This is a genomic window from Isoptericola sp. BMS4, from assembly GCF_011634835.1.
Lineage (GTDB): Bacteria > Actinomycetota > Actinomycetes > Actinomycetales > Cellulomonadaceae > Isoptericola.
The window spans coordinates 2,902,447-2,919,344 of the sequence record NZ_SIRP01000001.1 but is presented as its reverse complement, the minus strand read 5'-3'; the positions used below and the strand labels follow the sequence as shown (position 1 = coordinate 2,919,344).

General features: G+C 72.0%; 18 protein-coding genes. 8 read left to right on the top strand and 10 right to left on the bottom strand.

Annotated features, from left to right (window positions below; all coding sequences use genetic code 11):
• Positions 1–135 precede the first annotated feature (135 nt).
• The 4 genes from EYB28_RS13165 to EYB28_RS13150 all read right to left on the bottom strand — a co-directional run bounded on the left by EYB28_RS13165 (position 136) and on the right by EYB28_RS13150 (position 4,077).
• Entirely contained in the window at positions 136–780 is a 645-nt protein-coding gene (locus EYB28_RS13165) for a DsbA family protein (RefSeq protein WP_166848634.1), read from the bottom strand.
• Positions 777–2,351, bottom strand: a complete 1,575-nt coding sequence (locus EYB28_RS13160; RefSeq protein ID WP_166848631.1) for an MFS transporter — start codon at positions 2,349–2,351, stop codon at positions 777–779. Before EYB28_RS13160 ends, EYB28_RS13165 begins: the two co-directional genes overlap by 4 nt.
• Positions 2,352–2,461: 110 nt before the next feature.
• The gene (locus EYB28_RS13155) at positions 2,462–3,085 is read right to left on the bottom strand and encodes a class I SAM-dependent methyltransferase (protein WP_166852376.1); all 624 of its coding nucleotides are present in this window, start codon (positions 3,083–3,085) and stop codon (positions 2,462–2,464) included.
• Entirely contained in the window at positions 3,085–4,077 is a 993-nt protein-coding gene (locus EYB28_RS13150) for an NAD(P)/FAD-dependent oxidoreductase (RefSeq protein ID WP_205710916.1), read from the bottom strand. Before EYB28_RS13150 ends, EYB28_RS13155 begins: the two co-directional genes overlap by 1 nt.
• Before the next feature lie 62 nt (positions 4,078–4,139).
• Between EYB28_RS13150 and EYB28_RS13145 the strand changes: the two genes are divergently transcribed.
• Positions 4,140–4,727 carry a helix-turn-helix domain-containing protein gene (locus EYB28_RS13145; RefSeq protein WP_166848629.1) on the top strand — a complete coding sequence of 196 codons (588 nt, stop codon included), beginning with the start codon at positions 4,140–4,142 and terminating at the stop codon, positions 4,725–4,727.
• A 2-nt stretch (positions 4,728–4,729) separates the two neighbouring features.
• Here EYB28_RS13145 and EYB28_RS13140 read toward each other — a convergent pair whose 3' ends face one another.
• The 5 genes from EYB28_RS13140 to EYB28_RS13120 form a co-directional block, all read right to left on the bottom strand.
• Positions 4,730–6,070 carry an IS701 family transposase gene (locus EYB28_RS13140; RefSeq protein WP_166848626.1) on the bottom strand — a complete coding sequence of 447 codons (1,341 nt, stop codon included), beginning with the start codon at positions 6,068–6,070 and terminating at the stop codon, positions 4,730–4,732.
• 283 nt (positions 6,071–6,353) lie between these two features.
• Complete coding sequence (locus EYB28_RS13135) at positions 6,354–7,295, bottom strand: NAD(P)-dependent oxidoreductase (protein ID WP_166848624.1); 942 nt, start codon at positions 7,293–7,295, stop codon at positions 6,354–6,356.
• A complete protein-coding gene (locus tag EYB28_RS13130; protein WP_166848621.1) occupies positions 7,292–7,927 on the bottom strand; it encodes a TetR/AcrR family transcriptional regulator in 636 nt (211 codons plus the stop codon). The genes EYB28_RS13135 and EYB28_RS13130 overlap by 4 nt, the downstream gene beginning before the upstream one ends.
• 33 nt (positions 7,928–7,960) lie before the next feature.
• Positions 7,961–9,481 carry an SDR family oxidoreductase gene (locus tag EYB28_RS13125; protein ID WP_166848619.1) on the bottom strand — a complete coding sequence of 507 codons (1,521 nt, stop codon included), beginning with the start codon at positions 9,479–9,481 and terminating at the stop codon, positions 7,961–7,963.
• Positions 9,482–9,540: 59 nt separating this feature from the next.
• Positions 9,541–10,074, bottom strand: coding sequence for a MarR family winged helix-turn-helix transcriptional regulator (locus EYB28_RS13120; protein ID WP_166848616.1), 534 nt, complete (start codon positions 10,072–10,074; stop codon positions 9,541–9,543).
• A gap of 69 nt (positions 10,075–10,143) precedes the next feature.
• On the opposite strand from EYB28_RS13120, the gene idi reads away from it, so the two are divergent.
• From idi to EYB28_RS13085, 7 genes are read left to right on the top strand one after another with little or no spacing between them, the layout of a single operon-like run.
• Positions 10,144–10,707 carry an isopentenyl-diphosphate Delta-isomerase gene (idi, locus tag EYB28_RS13115; RefSeq protein WP_240930550.1) on the top strand — a complete coding sequence of 188 codons (564 nt, stop codon included), beginning with the start codon at positions 10,144–10,146 and terminating at the stop codon, positions 10,705–10,707.
• The gene (locus EYB28_RS13110; protein WP_166848611.1) at positions 10,704–11,753 is read left to right on the top strand and encodes a polyprenyl synthetase family protein; all 1,050 of its coding nucleotides are present in this window, start codon (positions 10,704–10,706) and stop codon (positions 11,751–11,753) included. Before idi ends, EYB28_RS13110 begins: the two co-directional genes overlap by 4 nt.
• The gene (locus tag EYB28_RS13105; protein ID WP_166848609.1) at positions 11,750–12,658 is read left to right on the top strand and encodes a squalene/phytoene synthase family protein; all 909 of its coding nucleotides are present in this window, start codon (positions 11,750–11,752) and stop codon (positions 12,656–12,658) included. Before EYB28_RS13110 ends, EYB28_RS13105 begins: the two co-directional genes overlap by 4 nt.
• On the top strand, positions 12,655–14,226 hold the full coding sequence (gene crtI, locus EYB28_RS13100; protein ID WP_166848606.1) for a phytoene desaturase family protein: 1,572 nt from the start codon (positions 12,655–12,657) through the stop codon (positions 14,224–14,226). The genes EYB28_RS13105 and crtI overlap by 4 nt, the downstream gene beginning before the upstream one ends.
• Positions 14,223–14,573, top strand: coding sequence for a lycopene cyclase domain-containing protein (locus EYB28_RS13095; RefSeq protein ID WP_166848604.1), 351 nt, complete (start codon positions 14,223–14,225; stop codon positions 14,571–14,573). Before crtI ends, EYB28_RS13095 begins: the two co-directional genes overlap by 4 nt.
• Positions 14,570–14,899 (top strand): lycopene cyclase domain-containing protein, encoded by a 330-nt coding sequence (locus EYB28_RS13090; RefSeq protein ID WP_166848601.1) that lies wholly within the window; start codon positions 14,570–14,572, stop codon positions 14,897–14,899. The genes EYB28_RS13095 and EYB28_RS13090 overlap by 4 nt, the downstream gene beginning before the upstream one ends.
• 53 nt (positions 14,900–14,952) lie before the next feature.
• Complete coding sequence (locus tag EYB28_RS13085) at positions 14,953–15,825, top strand: prenyltransferase (RefSeq protein ID WP_166852370.1); 873 nt, start codon at positions 14,953–14,955, stop codon at positions 15,823–15,825.
• Here EYB28_RS13085 and EYB28_RS13080 read toward each other — a convergent pair.
• On the bottom strand, positions 15,797–16,888 hold the full coding sequence (locus EYB28_RS13080; protein WP_166848598.1) for an NAD(P)/FAD-dependent oxidoreductase: 1,092 nt from the start codon (positions 16,886–16,888) through the stop codon (positions 15,797–15,799). The two genes, EYB28_RS13085 and EYB28_RS13080, sit on opposite strands and share 29 nt — an antisense overlap.
• Positions 16,889–16,898 lie beyond the last annotated feature (10 nt).

Sequence of the window (16,898 nt, the reverse complement as noted above, 5' to 3'; positions counted from 1 at the left end):
GTTTGGCAATCGATGGCGCGCCTCCGCTCTGTGGCTTCAGGGGAAGGGCGCAGGCCCCGTCCACGCATGCGTTCGCGACGTCATCGCCGTCCGGGTTCTCCGGAGTGGGGGTGAGGAAGGTGAGCGTCGTGTCATTCATGCGGAGACTGCCCTCTTGAGTGCGTCGAGGTAGGTCTGTACGGGCTGGGCGCCGGAGATGCCCCACTGTCCGTTGATGACGTACAGCGGCACGCCTCGTGCGCCGAGTGTGCGGAGCCGGGCGTTGTCCTGTTCGACGGCCTTTTTGTGGCGACGTTCCATCAGGACGGTCCGTGCCGTTTCCCGGTCGAGTCCGACCTCGTGGGCGAGCTCAAGGAGCTCATCGATGCGTCCGATGTGACGTCCTTCGCTGAAGTAGGCAGTGAAGAGGCGGGTGGTAAGCCTGGCCCGTTGCCCGGTGCGGCCCGCATGATGGAGCAGTTCAAGGGCGAGGCGGGAATTCGTCGGCTGAGTCAGATCGGGTCGGTAACTGAGCCCTTCGGCGTCGGCCAGCGCGGTCAGCTGGGCATTGATGGCGTCGACACGCTCGCGGTTCGCGCCAGCGTGCTGTGCGACCTGCTGCTCCCTGTCGATCTCGACTGGCGCGTCGGGGCGGAGCTCGAAGGACCGATAGGTGACCTCGACCTCACCGCTGAACGCGGCGACAGCCTTCTCGAATCTGGGGTGGGCGATGAAGCACCACACGCACTGGGGATCGGACCAGATCTCGGCGCGAACAAGAGCCCTGCGGGCGCGTGTCATGAGACAGGCTCCTTCTCATCGACGGCATCGGCCCGGGGTGGCTTCTTGGGGCCGCGGATCAGGACGAAGACGATCAGGACGGCCATGACGGCGACACCAACCCACATGGCTTGCTGCCATCCGGCGATGAACGCGTCCTGGGCGGCGGTGATGATCTGTCCGGCGTGTTCGCCCGCGTGCTGGCTGGCGGCGTTGGCGTTGGCGATGCCCTCGCTGGCTGTGGCGGCGAGATCTGCCGGGACGCCGTCGAGACGGTCGCCGATGGTGCTCTGGTATCCGGCGACGAGGAGCCCGCCGAGGAGAGCGACTCCCAGGGCGGCACCGAGCTCACGGGTGAGGTCGTTGAGCGCCGATGCCACGCCTTGCTGCTTGCGGGGAAGGGAGGAGGTGATGGCCTCGGTGGAGGGAGTCATCGCCAGGCCTGCCCCGAGGCCCATGACGATCAGGCCGGGGAGCACGGTGAGGTAGCCGCCGTCAGCGGAGACGAATGCGGCCATGAGCGCGAGCCCCGCGGTAGCGCCCGTGAGTCCGATGACCATACTGGCGCGGGCTCCGATACGGGCGGCCAGGCGCGGGGCGAGAACGGAGCCGAACATCATCAGCAGTGCCATCGGCATCAACCCGGCGGTGGCCAGCAGGCCGCTCCAGCCGAGCACGACCTGGAAGAACGGGTACAGGACGAGCGAGACCCCGCCCTGTACGCCGAACAACACCAACAGGAGCGTGGTGCCCGATGAGAGACCGCGGGTACGGAAGTGACGGATGTCCAGCAGCGGGAACGGCGTGCGCAGCTCCCACAGGATGAACACGACGATGGCGAGCACCGCAGCGGCGAGAGTGGCCAGGACGATTGGGTCCGCCCACCCGAGCGTCGGAGCCTCGTGCAAGGCGAAGGTGAACCCGACGGCGGCGACGATCGAGGTCAGCGCCCCGATCACGTCGAAGCGCCCCAGCGCGGCCTCACGGGAATTCGGCACGGCGCGGATACCGATCACGGCAGATGCGACGGTCAGGACGATGGGCAGGGCGAACAGCCACCGCCAGGATGCGACGTCGACGAGCAGGGCAGAGAGGAACATGCCGAGGACGCCACCGCCTCCGGCGACTGCGCTCCACATTCCGATCGCCTTGGAGCGTTCCTTGTCCGGGAATGACCAGGTGATCACCGACAGCGTGACCGGCATGATCATCGCCGCACCAACGCCGCTGAGGAGCCGGGCAGCGAGCATGACCTCCATCACCGGAGCAACGGCGCCGGCGATATTCGCGATCCCGAACACCGCCAGCCCCACGATCAGCACCAGCTTGCGTCCCAGTCGGTCGCCCAATGCTCCCAGGGGCAGCAGGAGGGCGGCGAGGGTGAGGGTGTAGGTGTTGATGATCCACAGCACCTGCCCCTGGGAGGCGTCGAACGTCATCGCAAGGTGCGGTTGGGCGACGTTCAGGCCGGTCACCGAGGCGACGACGGCCATCAGGGCGATACAGACGGCCCAGAGGATGGCGCGTCTGCGTCGCGGATCGTCAATGACGGCTGCGTCGTCTTCTGCACCGGTGTGAGTGGTGGAAGTCATGGATGGATGTGTTTCCTTTCAGGAACTGCTGTGCTCGGGCGGTGATCGCGGGCAGGTCGAAACAGCGCCCAGGACGGGAGAGTCTTGGCGCGAGAAGATGGGGCGACGACTCAGACGAGTCGGTGGGTGCGGACGATCACGTCACGCAGCTGCACCGGAGGGCCGCCGGGGTGCACGGTGCGGGTGTGCTCATAGCCAGCCTCAACCCGCCATTCCGGGGCAGCGAATAGGTTCGTGATCGCCGCCAGCGTCGCTGTCGCACCCTCGGGGTTGTCGTGTCCCGGATGATCGTCATGATGGTGCCCGTGGAGATGTCCCACAATCAGGAGGGTTCCGCCTGGGGCGACCCAGCGTGCGATACGCCGATAGAACGAAAGCTGCCCGATCTGCGCGTGGGCATAGCTGGTGACTACGAGGTCCCACGTCCGCTCCGGTTCCCAGTAGGAGAGGTCGGTCTCTATCCAGGCGATGCGATCGTTCACATCACGGGTGGCAGCACGGGCCTGTGCCGTCGCCAGTGCGGTCGCGGAAATATCGGCTCCCGTGACCTCCCAACCCATCTGGGCGAGCCAGAGCGCTTCGCTTCCTGTTCCGCAGCCAGCATCCAGGGCTGTGCCCGCATGCAGATGCGCGGTCTCGGTCACCAGATAGGGGTTGACCGGCAATTCGCGCTCGCTGTTGGAGGTGGCGGGACTCCAATGGTCCTCCCAGTAGCCTTTATCGAACTCAGCCATCACGCGCCCACCGGACGGCCGATGTCTGCGGTGGCGCGGTCGGCGCGCGCGAACACCAACTCGGTGTTGATCGTCATCGCCACCCGCGCCCCGTTCGCCGCGGACTCACTGACCTGCATTCCCGCATTCACGACATTGCCTGCCGCCCACACGCCAGGAACAGAGGTGTGCCCAGCAGGGTCAGCGACCAGGGCGACGCCTGCAGCGTTCTCTTCGACGTCCAGGCCCAGCCCTTCAAGCCCAACGAGGCGGGCGCGGGTCAGGGCGGGAACGGCCAATGCGTCCAACTCGATCCTCTTTCCATCGCCCATGACTGCCGCGGCGAGCTGATCGTCAATGACATCGACAGCACCTACCTCCTCCGGCACGATCGCGATACCGAGAGCGCGGAGCTTCTCAAGCTGGTCGGCGGGGAACTCCAGCCCGTTCGGGAAGAACGTCATGTTCTCGCTCCATTGGTGGAACAGCAGCGCCTGCATCGCCGACATCGGTCCAGTCGCGAGCAAACCGATCCGCTGGTCACGGATCTCCCAGCCATGGCAGTACGGGCAATGCACCACATCACGACCCCACCGCTCGGCAAGCCCAGAAACCGAAGGAAGCTCGTCACGAACGCCCGTCGCGATCAGCAGTTGGCTAGCGAGAATCGTCGAGTCGTCGTCGAGTTCGAGCACGAAACCGTCTTCAGCGGCCCCAGACGCGCGCGCTACGGCCGACTGCAAGATACGAGCACCATATGACGTTGACTCTTCGCGTCCCCGCTGCAGGAGTTCAAGCGGGTTCACGCCTTCCTGTCCGAGCAGCCCGTGCGCTGCGGCTGCGGGTGCGTTCCTGGGCGCTCCACCGTCGATCACCACGACACTGCGACGCGCACGCGCCAGAATCAGTGCTGCGCTCAGCCCTGCCGATCCGCCGCCGATGATCGCGATGTCGTATCCCTGATCGGGTGTGGATTGCATGGCGTTGTCCTCCTGGCGCTCTGTGATGTCCATACCAGGATCACCCAGTTCGAAGCCGCTGGCAATATTTGTTGCCGAATGGCAAACTGATGGGTATGGATGAATCCGCAGACCAGACTCTCGACACCGTCGGACCACGTCTCAAGCACTTGCGACTGCGCCGCGACGTCACCCTCACCACCCTCGCCGAAGAGACCGGCATCTCCACGAGCACCCTCTCCCGACTGGAGGCTGGCCTTCGCCGGCCGACCTTGGAACAGCTGCTCCCGCTGGCGCGCTACTACGGCGTCACCCTCGACTCCCTGGTCGACGCGCCCCGCACAGCCAACCCCCGTATCGATCTGCGCCCGATGTCGTGCACCGACGGGTCGATCATCATCCCCCTCACACGCCGACCCGGTGGCATCCAGGCATACAAGTTCGTCCTCCCCACCGGCAACGACAACACGGTGCCAGACCTCCACTCCCATGAAGGGTTCGACTGGGCCTACGTCCTCAACGGCACCCTCCGCCTGGTACTCGGTGACCAAGACCTGCTCCTGCAGGCAGGAGAAGCAGCAGAATTCGACACCCGCACTCCACACTGGTTCGGAGCCACCAGCGCAGGCCCAGTCGAATACCTCAGCCTCGTCGGCAGGCAAGGGCAGCGCGCCCACGTACGCGCTTCCGACAGCGACCTCTAGTACTACAGCCGTAGATCGTGACGTTGACCTGCGGTGATGCGTCGATGGTAGTGCGAGGTGCGCGCTCGGGCTTGGTGTCGTCGCCGCCAGGAGGACCAGGCGAGGACGTCGCCGATGTTTCGTGCTGCGACGCGGGTGAGGGTGTTGAACAGACGACGCGCCTCGGCGACGGTGATCGCGATCAGCCCGGGCCGGTGGACGGTGTCGCTGCGTGCGATGACGGCGAGGACGGTCAAGAAGGCGTGGGCGAGCATGGCCAGGGTGGTCCAGCGGTGCCAGGAGTCCCACCGGCGCACCTGGTGCTGGTCGAGCCCGACGTGGCCCTTGGCGGCCTGGAAGTTCTCCTCGATGCGCCAGTGCTGCCCGGCGACCCGCACCAGGGTCCGCATCGGTACCGGCTTCGGGGCGAAGCACAGGTGGTAGGCGAGCTCGCCGGTAGTGTCGTTGCGGCGTACCAGCAGCATCTGCTCCCCGGCCTGGGCACAGTTGCCGTCGTCGGGCTCGGGTTCGGGTTCGATGCTGATCAGGGCCCAGGAGTAGTAGCGCGGCCCCTTGGAGCCCTCTCCCGCGGAGTAGGTCTGCCACGCCGTGGCGGGCATCTGGGCGGCGAGGTCCCGCACGGCGAGGTTCCCGATCTTGGTCGTCACCTGCCGGGACGCGGCAACCTGCATGACGTACCCCAGCTGGTGGCCGCGGATCTTCGCGCGCAGCTTCGCATCGGCGCCGTAGACCTCGTCGCCCGCGACCCACGCCGCCGGCGTGCCGGCGGCCACGGCCCGGTCGATCATCACCCCCGCCAGCTGCGGCTTGGTCGCAAACCTGATGTCATCGGGGACGCCGGCACGCGCGCACCGGTCGGGATCTTCGCACCAGGACTTCGGCAAGTACAGGGCCCGGTCGATGAACGCGTGCCCGCCCGGTGCGGCGTAGGTCAGGTAGACCGCGACCTGGGCGTTCTCGATCCGCCCGGCGGTGCCGGTGTACTGGCGCTGCACCCCGACCGTGGCGGTGCCCTTCTTCAGGTCACCGGTCTCGTCCAGCACGAGGACCGCGTTCGGATCGCCGAGGCGGTCGAGCACGTAGCCGCGCACGTCGTCGCGGGCTCCGTCGGCGTCCCAGGCCGCCCGGCCCAGCAGGTGCTGCAGCCCGTGCGGGGAAGCGTGGCCGGCGTGTTCGGCGATCGTCCAGCAGTTCTTGCGCTCGAGTCCCGCGACGAGCCCTGCGACGAGATCTCGCGCGTGGGTCAGCGGCTCACGCCGGGCGAACCGGCCCGAGATCCGACCTACCGCGGACTCGAACTCCGCCTGCCATCGAACAGGGTCTACGCTGTCTGCAGCGGCCACCGCCGACGGCTCGTTGTTCCACACAAGCACCGAACCCTGACGCGGTGGCCGTCCCACGTCCAGGCCGTCTCACCGCGTCACCGCAGGTCAAGGTCACGATCTACGGCTGTAGTACTAGGGTTCGCGACGACTCCCGGCTCGTCGTTAGCGGTACCGCCTGGCTCGTCAAGACCGCCGAGTTTCGCCTGATTCCACGCGGAAGTCAGCCTCTCAAACCGCTGCCAGGTGTTCGGTTTGAGGCCGCCCGCTTCCACCAAGTGACGACGCGGGACGTGTCGCCCGCTCACGGGCGCTCGCTCCGGCGACGGGCGATCTCCGCCAGCCCGTCCTCGACCGTGGGGAACCGAGGTGCCCAGCCCAGGTCGCGCTTGGCCTTCGTGCTGTCCAGGGCGAGGTCGGCCCGCGTCATGAGCGTGCCGAGGTACGGGGCCAGGCGGAGCAGCCCGTTCGGGATCAGCAGCGGCGGCCGCGCTCCGACGGTGGACGCGACCGCCTGCATGTACGCCGTCCAGGAGGTGGGCACGTCGCCGGCGACGTTGTACGCCTCGCCGCCCCGGCCGCGCTCCAGGGCCGCCACGGCGGCCGCGGCGGCGTCCTCCAGGTGGACCATGGACACCGTGCTCCCGTGGCGTGGCGCGGCGAGCCTTCCCCGCTCGGCCTGGTCGAGGAGCTTCAGGGTGTTGGCCTCGACGCCGTAGAACATGCCGTAGCGCAGGGCCGTGCCGGCGAGGTCGCGGCTGCCGAGCACCTGCTTCTCGTTCTCCCGCATCGCCGTGAGGTGGTCGTCGAAGCGCCCCCGCCCGGGCTCCCCGAACGGGGCCTCCTCGGTGACGGGCGTCGTGCCGTGGCCGTGGTAGCCGTACCCGAAGCCGAAGGACTGCGTCACGAACCGGGTGGCGCCCAGGCGTTCGGCGAGCTCCAGCAGGTGCGCCGTGCCCTCGGTGCGGAGCCTGTTCGTGGCGTCCAGGTGCCGGTGGGCGGTGGGCACCCCGGAGATCGCGGTGGCCTGGTGGACGACGGCGTCGGCGCGGGCGTCGCGGAACGCGTCCAGCAGGGCCGGCCGGTCGAGGACGTCGACGACGGCCGCTCCCGCGCCCGCGGCCCGCAGCCGGTCGGCCCCGGCCGCGGTGCGGGTGAGCCCCGTGACCTGGTGCCCGGCCGCGAGGAGCTGGTCGGTCAGGACGGTCCCGACGGCGCCGGTCGCCCCGGCCAGGACGACCCTCATCGCGCGCCCCCCACGGTCACCGCGTCGGTGGTGTCGGCGAGCAGCCCGGTGACGATCCCGGAGACCGCCTCGACGAACCGGGGTTCCGCCACGCCCGACGGGTGACTGACGAACACGTCGCGCAGCAGCCAGTAGTGGGCGACCGCGCCGGTGAGGACCGTGGCGACGGCGACCCAGTCGCGGTCGTCGCCGGCCGCCGACTTCTGCGCGAACCACGCGCCGGCGACCTCGGTGATGCGCCGCAGCTCGCGCTCGCGCACCTGCTCCAGCAGGTCGGGGAACAGGCGCAGGTCGCGCACGATCAGCCGGTTGAGGTCGCCCTCGCCGTCGAGCGTCGCGAGGGCGGCGACCACCAGGCCCGCCACCGCGTCGCCCGAGGAGCGCCCGGACGAGGCGTCCGCCTCGAGCCGGGCGTGCAGATCCTCGGCCCGGGTGAGCTGCCAGGCGACGCCCTCGGCCAGCACCTCGGCCTTGGAACGGAAGTGGCGGTAGATCCCGCCCGCGCCCTGGGCGAGCCCGGCGGCCCGCTCGATGTCGGCGACGCGGGTCGCGGCGAAGCCGTTCTCGCCGAAGAGGCGCATGGCCTCGGTGAGGATGCGTGCGCGGGTCTCGGGAGGACGGTGCGGGCTCATGCGGCCGACCCTAGTGCAAGTAAGCACTTACTTTCACTTGTCGTGGGCCTTTCCGCGCGGTCCGGCCTCGGCGGCGCGGGCGATGTTGCGCTGCATGCCGCCGAAGACGATGCCGTGGAACGGGCTGATCGCCCACCAGTACGCCTGGCCGAGCAGGCCCCGGGGGTAGAAGATCGCGCGCTGGCGGAACGTGGGGTACGGGTCGCCCGGCTCCACGGAGAGCTCGAGCCAGGCGAGGCCGGGCAGCCGCATCTCCGCGCGCAGGCGCAGCAGGTGCCCGGGCTCGACGGCCTCCACCCGCCACCAGTCGAGGGCGTCGCCGGGGGCGAGCCGGTGCGGGTGCCGGCGCCCGCGGCGCAGCCCCGGGCCGCCGAAGAGCCTGTCCATGGCCCCTCGGGCCACCCAGCCGAGACGCCACGAGTACCAGCCGTGCGCGCCGCCGATGCCCTCGACGACCGTCCAGAGCGCCTCGGGAGTGGTGCGCACCTCGCGGGAGCGGTCGTCCACGAGAAGGCTGCCGCCCGCCCAGTCCGGGTCCTGGGGGAGCGGGTCCGACGGCGCGCCCTGCGTCGAGGCAGACGTCCAGCTCGTGCGCACGTCCAGGTCGCGGATCCGCGTCAGCGCGAGCTCGACCGCGGCGTCGAAGCCCAGCATGCCCTCCGGGGGGTCGGGCACGTAGGCCTTGATGTCGTCCTCCTGGGTGACGACCTCGTGCACGAGCGAGCCGACGAGCGGGCGGGCGATGGCCGGGGGCACGGGGGTCACGAGCCCCACCCAGTGGCTCGCCAGCCCGGGCGTCAGCACGGGGACGGCGCGGATCACCCGGGGGCGCAGTCCCGCCACCGCGGCGTACCGCTGCATCATCTCGCGGTACGTCAGCACGTCGGGCCCGCCGATGTCGAAGGCCCGGCTGACGTCGGACGGGATGCTCGCGGCCCCCACCAGGTAGCGCAGCACGTCGCGCACGGCGATCGGCTGGATGCGGTTGTCGATCCAGCGCGGGGCGACCATCGCGGGCAGGCGCTCGGTGAGGTAGCGCATCATCTCGAACGACGCGCTGCCGGAGCCGAGGATCACGGCGGCCCGCAGCACCACCGTGGGCACGCCGCCGTCGAGGAGGATCTCGCCGACCTCACGCCGCGACTCCAGGTGGGGCGACAGCCGCTCGTCGGCGGGGTGCAGGCCGCCCAGGTAGACGACGCGGCGCACGCCTCGCTCCCGGGCCACGGTCGCGAAGCCCCGCGCGGTGGCGCGGTCACGGTCGGCGAACCCTCGCCCGGCACCGAGCGCGTGGACGAGGTAGTAGGCGACGTCGACCCCGGCGAGGGCCCGGCGCAGGTCGTCGCGGGAGGTCGCGTCGCCGGGGACGACCTCGACGTCGTCGGCCCAGCTCCGCGAGGCGATCCGCTCGGGGTGGCGTGCCAGCACGCGGACGGCGTAGCCGGCGTCGAGGAGCTCCGGGACCAGCCTGCCGCCGATGTAGCCCGTGGCGCCGGTGACCAGGACGAGGTCGCCGGCGCTCGGTCGGCTGCGTGCCTGCGGGGTGGGAGGCATGAGGCAATGTTACTAGCCTGGCTAGCGATATGCGCGCCGCGCGGGAGCCCTCCTCCAGGTCAGGCGGTCGGGCTCGGGCCGTCGAGGTGCGGGTCGGGGCGCAGGGGCTCGACGTCGCCCTCCTGCTCGAGCCGGTCCGCCATGGCGAGCAGGAACTGCTCGACGGACGGACGGGCCGCGGGGGGGATGTCGTGGGCGATCTGCGCCATCTCCTCGTGCATGCGGGCCAGGCGCTCCCGCACCTCGTGGTGCGCGTGGTCGGTGGCGACGACGACGAGCGAGCGGCGGTCGGTGGGGTGCGGCTCCCGGACGAGGTGCCCCGAGGCGGCGAGGCGGTCGAGCAGCTTGGTGGTCGATGCCGTCGAGATGTGCAGGTGCTCGGCCAGCGCACGGGGAGTCGTGGCCGTGCCGCGGCGCTCCGCGGCGATGACGAACCGCAGCGCTTGCAGGTCCGTCACGTTCATCCGCATGCCGGCGCTGATCCGCGTGCGCATCTCCTGGTCCGCGCGCCGGAACCGGCGCAGCGCCTCGAGGACGGCGACGACCGCACGGTCGTCGTCGTACCAGTACGGGCGTGGACTGGTGAGCGGCATGGTTCGATGCTACCTTTCCTTATTGCTAGCCGGGCTAGTTATTTGGTCGACATGCGGAGGTGGAGAGCGTTGGGTGCCGACACCCCCGACCACGTGGTCCTGCTCGACGAGGAGGGTGCCCCCGCGGGGACGGCGCCACGGGCGACCGTCCACACGCGTGACACACCCCTGCACCTCGGGTTCTCCTGCTACCTCTTCCGCCCCGACGGGGAGCTGCTGCTCACCCGGCGGGCGCTGTCCAAGCGCACCTGGCCCGGGGTGTGGACCAACTCCTTCTGCGGTCATCCCCGCGAGGGGGAGGCCCTGCAGGACGCCGTCCGCCGGCACGCCCGCCACGAGCTCGGGATGGACCTCGACACCGTGGACGTGGTGCTCCCGGACTTCCGCTACCGCGCCGTCGATGCCGGGGGCGTGGTGGAGAACGAGGTTTGTCCCGTATTTTTCGCCTCCTCCGAGGCCGATCCGGAGCCCCACCCGGACGAGATCATGGACCTACGCTGGGTACGGATCGAGGACGTGGAGGTCCTGGTGGACGTGGCGCCGTGGATACTGAGCCCCTGGTCGGTGGCGCAGGTGCCCGAGCTGCGCGGGTCCCGGGGCACGTCCGAGACCTGGCCGGAGCCGCTCCGATGACGGCGACGGTGCCGCGGCTCGACCCCTCGCCCGCGCTGCGCGAGTTCGCCCGGCGCGGGGACGTCATCTCCCGCGACCTCGGGGACCCCTACCGCGACCTGTGGTCGGACGTGGCGGAATCGACGTCCGGCGGCAAGCGGTTCCGCCCGGCGCTGCTCACGGCGACGTACCTGGCGTACGGCGGCCGGGACCGGCGCCTCGCCGCCGACGTCGGCGCCGCCGTCGAGCTCCTGCACACCGCGTTCGTCGCCCACGACGACGTGATCGACGGGGACCGCACCCGGCGCGGCCGCCCCAACGTGTCCGGCGCGGCGGCGCGCCGCGCCCGGGACGCGGGAGCCGGAGAGCCGGGCCAGCGCGCCTACGCGGACACCGCGGGCATCCTCGCGGGCGACCTGGCCCTGGCGGGGGCGCTGCGCGCGATCGCGCTGTGCGGCGCGCCGCCGGCCACCCTCCGGCGGCTGTACGACCTCGTCGACCGCGCCGTGCACGTCAGCGCCGCGGGCGAGCTGGCGGACGTCGGTCTCTCCGCGGGCGTCGGCGAGGCCACCGTCGAGGAGGTGGTCGCCGCGGCCGAGCGCAAGACGGCGGCCTACTCCTTCGCGCTTCCCCTGCAGGCCGGAGCCCTTCTCGCCGCGGCGGGGCCGGACGTCGTCGAGCGGCTGGGGGACGTGGGGCGGCTCGCCGGCCTCGCGTTCCAGCTCCAGGACGATCTCATCGGGACGTTCGGCGACGAGGAGCGCAGCGGCAAGAGCCGCCTCACCGACCTCCGTCAGGGACGGGTGACGCTGCTCGTCGCCCATGCTCGCTCCACCCCGCAGTGGGCCTCCATCGCCCCGCTGCACGGGTCGTCGTCGCTCACCCCGGCGCAGGCGGACCGCGTGTGCGCGCTGCTGGAGGAGAGCGGCTCGCGGCGCTTCGTGGAGGACGTCGCGCGGGACCGGCTCGAGGCCGCACTCAGGCTGGCCGCGGAGGTGGGGCTGCCTACCGAGCTGCTCGACTGGCTGGACGACCGCACCCGCGGCGTGCTCAGGCAGGCGGCATGACCGCCCGGACCGAGGCCCGTGCCGCGTCGGCCGTCCCCGTCACCGCGGCGAGCGTCCCGGCGGACCCCCTGTACGACCGGGTCGCCCGCCGCAGCGCCCGCGCCGTCATCGCCGGCTACTCGACGTCGTTCGGCTGGGCCTGCCGGCTGCTGGCGGAGCCCGTCCGGACCCACGTGCGTGACGTGTACGCCCTCGTCCGCGTGGCCGACGAGCTCGTCGACGGGCCGGCCGCGGGCGACCCCCGGACCGGGGCGCAGCTCGACGCGCTCGAGGCCGAGACCCTCGACGCCGTGGCGACCGGCCGCAGCACCAACCTCGTCGTGCACGCCTTCGCGCTGACGGCGCGCGAGTGCGGGATCGGGTCCGACCTGATCCGGCCCTTCTTCGCGTCCATGCGCACCGACCTCAGCGTGACGAGCCACGACGAGAACACGCTCGCCGACTACGTGTACGGGTCCGCCGAGGTGGTCGGCCTGATGTGCCTGCGGGTGTTCGTCGCCGCCCCGGACGCGGCGGACCGGGCCGACTACGACGATCTCGCCCCGGGGGCGCGGCGGCTCGGCGCGGCGTTCCAGAAGGTCAACTTCCTGCGCGACCTGGGCGCCGACGAGGACCTGCGGGGCCGGACCTACCTCCCGGGGACCGGCGGGCGCCTCGACGCCGCGCGCCGGGACCAGATCCTCGACGACATCGACGCCGACCTCGCGGTCGCCGCGACCGCCGTGGCGCGCCTGCCGCGCAGCAGCCGCCGGGCGGTGGGCGCGGCCCACGGGCTGTTCGCCGCGCTCTCGCGCCGGCTGCGCCGCGTGCCCCCGGGCCGTCTGCGACGCACGCGCGTGCGGGTGCCCGCGGCGGGCAAGGCGTGGATCCTGGTGCGCGCCCTCGTTCTCGGGGGCCGGTCGTGACGGGCACGCCCCGGCGGGCGGTCGTCGTCGGCGGCGGTGTCGCGGGGCTCGCGACCGCCGCCCTGCTGGCGCGCGACGGGTACGACGTGGAGCTGCTCGAGCAGCAGGAGCACCTCGGCGGCCGTGCGGGCTCCTGGTCCCAGGACGGGTTCCGCTTCGACACCGGTCCGTCCTGGTACCTGATGCCCGAGGCCTTCGACCACTTCTTCCGCCTGCTGGGCACGACGGCCGAGGCCGAGCTGGACCTCGACGTCCTCGACCCCGGGTACCGCGTCTTCTTCGAGGGCGACGAGCGCCCCGTGGACGTGCGCGCCGACGTGGCGGCCAACGTCGCGACGTTCGAGGCGCTCGAGCCCGGGGCAGGGGCCCGGCTCGAGCGCTACCTCGCGTCGGCGCGCGAGGTGCACGACGTCGCGACGCGCAGCTTCCTCTACACGAGCTTCGAGTCGCCGGTGCCGTTCCTGCGCCGCGAGGTCCTGGCGAGCGCGCCTCGCCTGGTCTCCCTCCTGCGCACCACGCTGGACACCTTCGTCGCGCGGTCGTTCTCCGACCGGCGGCTCCGTCAGATCCTCGGGTATCCGGCCGTCTTCCTCGGGTCGTCGCCGGACCGGGCGCCCAGCATGTACCACATGATGAGCCACCTCGACCTGGTCGACGGCGTGCGCTACCCGCGGGGCGGGTTCGCCCGCGTCGTCGAGGCGATCGCCGCGCGTGCCGAGAAGGAGGGCGCCCGCCTGCGCACGGGCGCGACGGTCACGGCCGTCACGACGACGACGCCGTCGCGCGGGCGTGCCCGGGCCACCGGCGTCCGGTTCCGGCAGGACGGCCATGAGCGGTTCCTCGCCGCCGACGTCGTCGTGGGCGCCGCGGACCTGCACCACGTCGAGACCGCGCTGCTGCCGCCCGAGGTGCAGACCTACCCGGAGCCCTGGTGGGAGCGACGCGACCCCGGGCCGGGCGCCGTCCTGGTCAATCTCGGGGTCCGCGGCGCGCTGCCGGAGCTGGCCCACCACTCGCTCTTCTTCACCCGCGACTGGGAACGGAACTTCGACGACGTCTTCGGTGCGCAGAAGCGGGTGCCGGACCCTGCCTCCTGCTACGTCTGCCGCCCGTCGGCGACCGACCCGACGGTCGCCCCCGACGGGTTCGAGAACCTGTTCGTGCTCGTTCCCGTGCCGGCCGACCCGCGGCTCGGCCGGGGCGGGCTCGACGGCGCCGGCGACCCCGCCGTCGAGCGGGTGGCGGACGCCGCGGTCACGCTGGTCGCGGAGTGGTCCGGCGTCCACGACCTCGCCGAGCGCGTCGTCCTGCGGCGCACGGTCGGCCCGGGCGACTTCGCCGCGGACCTGCACGCCTGGTCCGGGGGAGCGCTGGGCCCGGCCCACACGTGGCGACAGAGCGCGTTCCTGCGCGGACGCAACGCCTCCCGGGCCGTGGACGGCCTCTACTATGCCGGGGCCAGCACGATCCCGGGGATCGGCCTGCCGATGTGCCTGATCAGCGCGGAGCTCGTCCTCAAGCGGCTGCGCGGGGACAGGTCCGCGGGCCCGCTGCCGGAGCCGGCATGAGGTGGCTGTACCTGGCGTGTCTCCTGGTGTCCGTGGCGGGGACGGCCGCCGTGGACCGGCGGTGGCGCCTGTTCGCGTTCGCCACGCCCCGCCGCGCCGCCGTCACCGTCGCGTGCGGGGTGGTGTTCTTCCTGCTCGCCGACCTCGCGGCGATCGCGCTCGGGTTCTACGGTCGCGGAGGCGGCGCGGCCCTGAGCGGGATCGAGGTCCTGCCGCACCTGCCGATCGAGGAGGTCGTCTTCGTGACGTTCCTGTGCTACCTCACGATGGTGCTGTGGGGTGTCGCCGAACGGTTCGGCGCGCGGCGGTCGGCTCGCGCCCGTCGTGAGCAGGAGGTGGGTCGATGAGCTCTTACGGCTGGCTGGCGTGCGGCGTCGTCGTCGTCGCGGCGGTGGTGGCCCTGGTGTGCGCGGTCCGGGTGCGGCCGGGTGCCCGGTGGTGGGGGAGCGTCGTGCTCGTGGCCGCCGCGCTCGTCGTCCTCACGGCGGTCTTCGACTCGCTCATGATCGCGGCCGACCTCTACCGGTTCGACGAGGCCGCGCTGAGCGGGCTGCGTGTCGGCGCGGCGCCCGTGGAGGACTTCGCCTGGCCCCTGGCCGCGGCGCTCCTGCTCCCCGCGGTGTGGCAGCTGCTCGGCGGTCGCGGGGGACCCGCGCGTGAGGAGGCGGCGTGAGCGCGCCGGCCCCGTCGGGCTCGGCAGGCGCGTCGGCCGGGGTCTCGCGGTCGGTGCCGGGCGGCGTCCTCGCCCAGCTCCTGGGAGCGTCCCGCCCGATCAGCTGGGTCAACACGGCCTACCCGTTCGCGGCCGCCTACCTGCTGGGCGGCGGTGGTCTCGACGCCGTCCTCGTGGTCGGCGCGCTGTACTTCCTGATCCCGTACAACCTGCTGATGTACGGGGTGAACGACGTCTTCGACTACGAGTCGGACCTGCGCAACCCCCGCAAGGGCGGCGTCGAGGGCGTGGTGCTGGACCGGGCCTGGCACCGCACGGTGCTGTGGGCGTCCGGCCTGGCCAACGCGCCCTTCCTGGTGTTCCTTGTCCTGGCCGGGACGCCGGCGTCGACGGCGGTGCTCGCCGTGAGCGTCGTCGCCGTCGTCGCCTACTCCGTCCCCGTGCTCCGGTTCAAGGAGCGCCCGGTGCTGGACTCCGTCACGTCCAGCACGCACTTCGTCAGCCCCGCCGTGTTCGGCCTCGCGCTCGCGGGCGCCGAGCCGGGCCGGACCGCGGTCGCGACCCTCGTGGCCTTCTTCCTGTGGGGGATGGCCTCGCACGCGTTCGGTGCCGTGCAGGACGTCGTCGCCGACCGGGCGGCCGGCATCGCCTCGGTCGCCACATGGCTCGGCGCCGGCGCCACGGTGCGGGCGGCGATGGCGGGCTACGCGCTCGCGGCCGTGGCGATGGCGGCCGCGGGGTGGCCGGCCCTGCTCGCCGCGGTCGTCCCGCTGCCGTACCTGTTCAGCATCGCGCCGTACCGCCGGCTCCGTGACGAGGAGTGCGAGCGGGCCCGGCCGGGGTGGCGCCGGTTCCTCTGGCTGAACATGGTCAGCGGGTTCCTCGTGACGCAGCTCCTCATCGCGGTCGCTCTGGGGCTGCTGTGAGCGCGCGGGCCACGAACGCCGCGTCCCGGCCGACGCCCGGCAGCACCGACGACGCGACGGAGTGCTGCAGCACGAGCCCGCAGAAGTACAGGCCGGGCACGTCGTCGGCGATCCCTCGGTACTCGCGCGGGAAGCCGTCGTCGTCGAACGCGGGCAGGTCGATCCACCCGTAGTCCGGCGCGAACCCCGTGCACCACACCACGTTCGCGACCTCGTGCACGCTGCCGTCGCCGAGCGCGGGCATCCCTCCCTCGACGCCGGTCATGCGGGCCTCGACCTTCTCGACGCCCCGCGCCCGCAGGTCCTTCGCCCGGACCCGGCCGACAGGGATGCCGTGGTGCCGGAACGTCAGCAGGCGGCGGCCCAGCGGCCCGCGGCGGGTGGCGACGTGCCGGGCGACGAAGACGGTCGCCGGCACGGCCAGCCTGTCCGCGGCGGTGCCGGGCCGGAACGGTTCGTGACCCGGGTCCCGCCCGCACAGGACGACGCGCCGGTCCGCGGCGAGCTCGAACGCGATCTCGCAGCCGGAGTTCGCCGCGCCGACGACGAGCGCGGGCCCCGGCAGCAGGTCCGACGGCCGGTGGTACTCGCTGGAGTGCAGCTGCCGGACCCCCGGCGCGAGCTCGGCAGCGCACGCCGGGACCCGCGGTCGCCCGGTGTACGTGCCGGTCGCGACCACCACGTGCTCACAGGTGATCTCGGCGGTGCCGACCGAGGCGACGAAGCCGCCGTCGGGGCCTGCGCCGAGGCGGTCCACCCGGGTGCGGAGCCGCACGGGGAGGTCCTGCTCGGCGGCGTACGCCTCGAGGTAGTCCGCCATGTCGTCCTTGCCGGGGTACCGCCGGGGGTCCCCCGGGAACCGCATGCCCGGCAGTCCGTCGTACCGGCCGGGGGTGAACAGCCGGATCGAGTCCCAGTGCCGGCGCCAGCTGTCGCCGACCCGGGCGTTCGCCTCGACGACGAGGCACTCGCTGCCGCGGGCCCGCAGGTGGTGCGCGACCGCGAGGCCCGCCTGCCCGCCGCCGATCACGAGTGTCGGCACGTGCTCGCTGCGCTCGGCCATGATCCGCCTC

Coding starts and splice junctions, on each gene's coding strand:
- EYB28_RS13145 (WP_166848629.1), top strand. CDS start 4,140: ATGGATGAATCCGCAGACCAGACTCTCGACACCGTCGGACCACGTCTC.
- EYB28_RS13105 (WP_166848609.1), top strand. CDS start 11,750: ATGACCGCCCGGACCGAGGCCCGTGCCGCGTCGGCCGTCCCCGTCACC.
- EYB28_RS13130 (WP_166848621.1), bottom strand. CDS start 7,927: ATGAGCCCGCACCGTCCTCCCGAGACCCGCGCACGCATCCTCACCGAG.
- EYB28_RS13120 (WP_166848616.1), bottom strand. CDS start 10,074: ATGCCGCTCACCAGTCCACGCCCGTACTGGTACGACGACGACCGTGCG.
- EYB28_RS13150 (WP_205710916.1), bottom strand. CDS start 4,077: ATGGACATCACAGAGCGCCAGGAGGACAACGCCATGCAATCCACACCC.
- EYB28_RS13125 (WP_166848619.1), bottom strand. CDS start 9,481: ATGCCTCCCACCCCGCAGGCACGCAGCCGACCGAGCGCCGGCGACCTC.
- EYB28_RS13165 (WP_166848634.1), bottom strand. CDS start 780: ATGACACGCGCCCGCAGGGCTCTTGTTCGCGCCGAGATCTGGTCCGAT.
- EYB28_RS13160 (WP_166848631.1), bottom strand. CDS start 2,351: ATGACTTCCACCACTCACACCGGTGCAGAAGACGACGCAGCCGTCATT.
- EYB28_RS13110 (WP_166848611.1), top strand. CDS start 10,704: ATGACGGCGACGGTGCCGCGGCTCGACCCCTCGCCCGCGCTGCGCGAG.
- EYB28_RS13135 (WP_166848624.1), bottom strand. CDS start 7,295: ATGAGGGTCGTCCTGGCCGGGGCGACCGGCGCCGTCGGGACCGTCCTG.
- EYB28_RS13095 (WP_166848604.1), top strand. CDS start 14,223: ATGAGGTGGCTGTACCTGGCGTGTCTCCTGGTGTCCGTGGCGGGGACG.
- EYB28_RS13080 (WP_166848598.1), bottom strand. CDS start 16,888: ATGGCCGAGCGCAGCGAGCACGTGCCGACACTCGTGATCGGCGGCGGG.
- EYB28_RS13155 (WP_166852376.1), bottom strand. CDS start 3,085: ATGGCTGAGTTCGATAAAGGCTACTGGGAGGACCATTGGAGTCCCGCC.
- EYB28_RS13090 (WP_166848601.1), top strand. CDS start 14,570: ATGAGCTCTTACGGCTGGCTGGCGTGCGGCGTCGTCGTCGTCGCGGCG.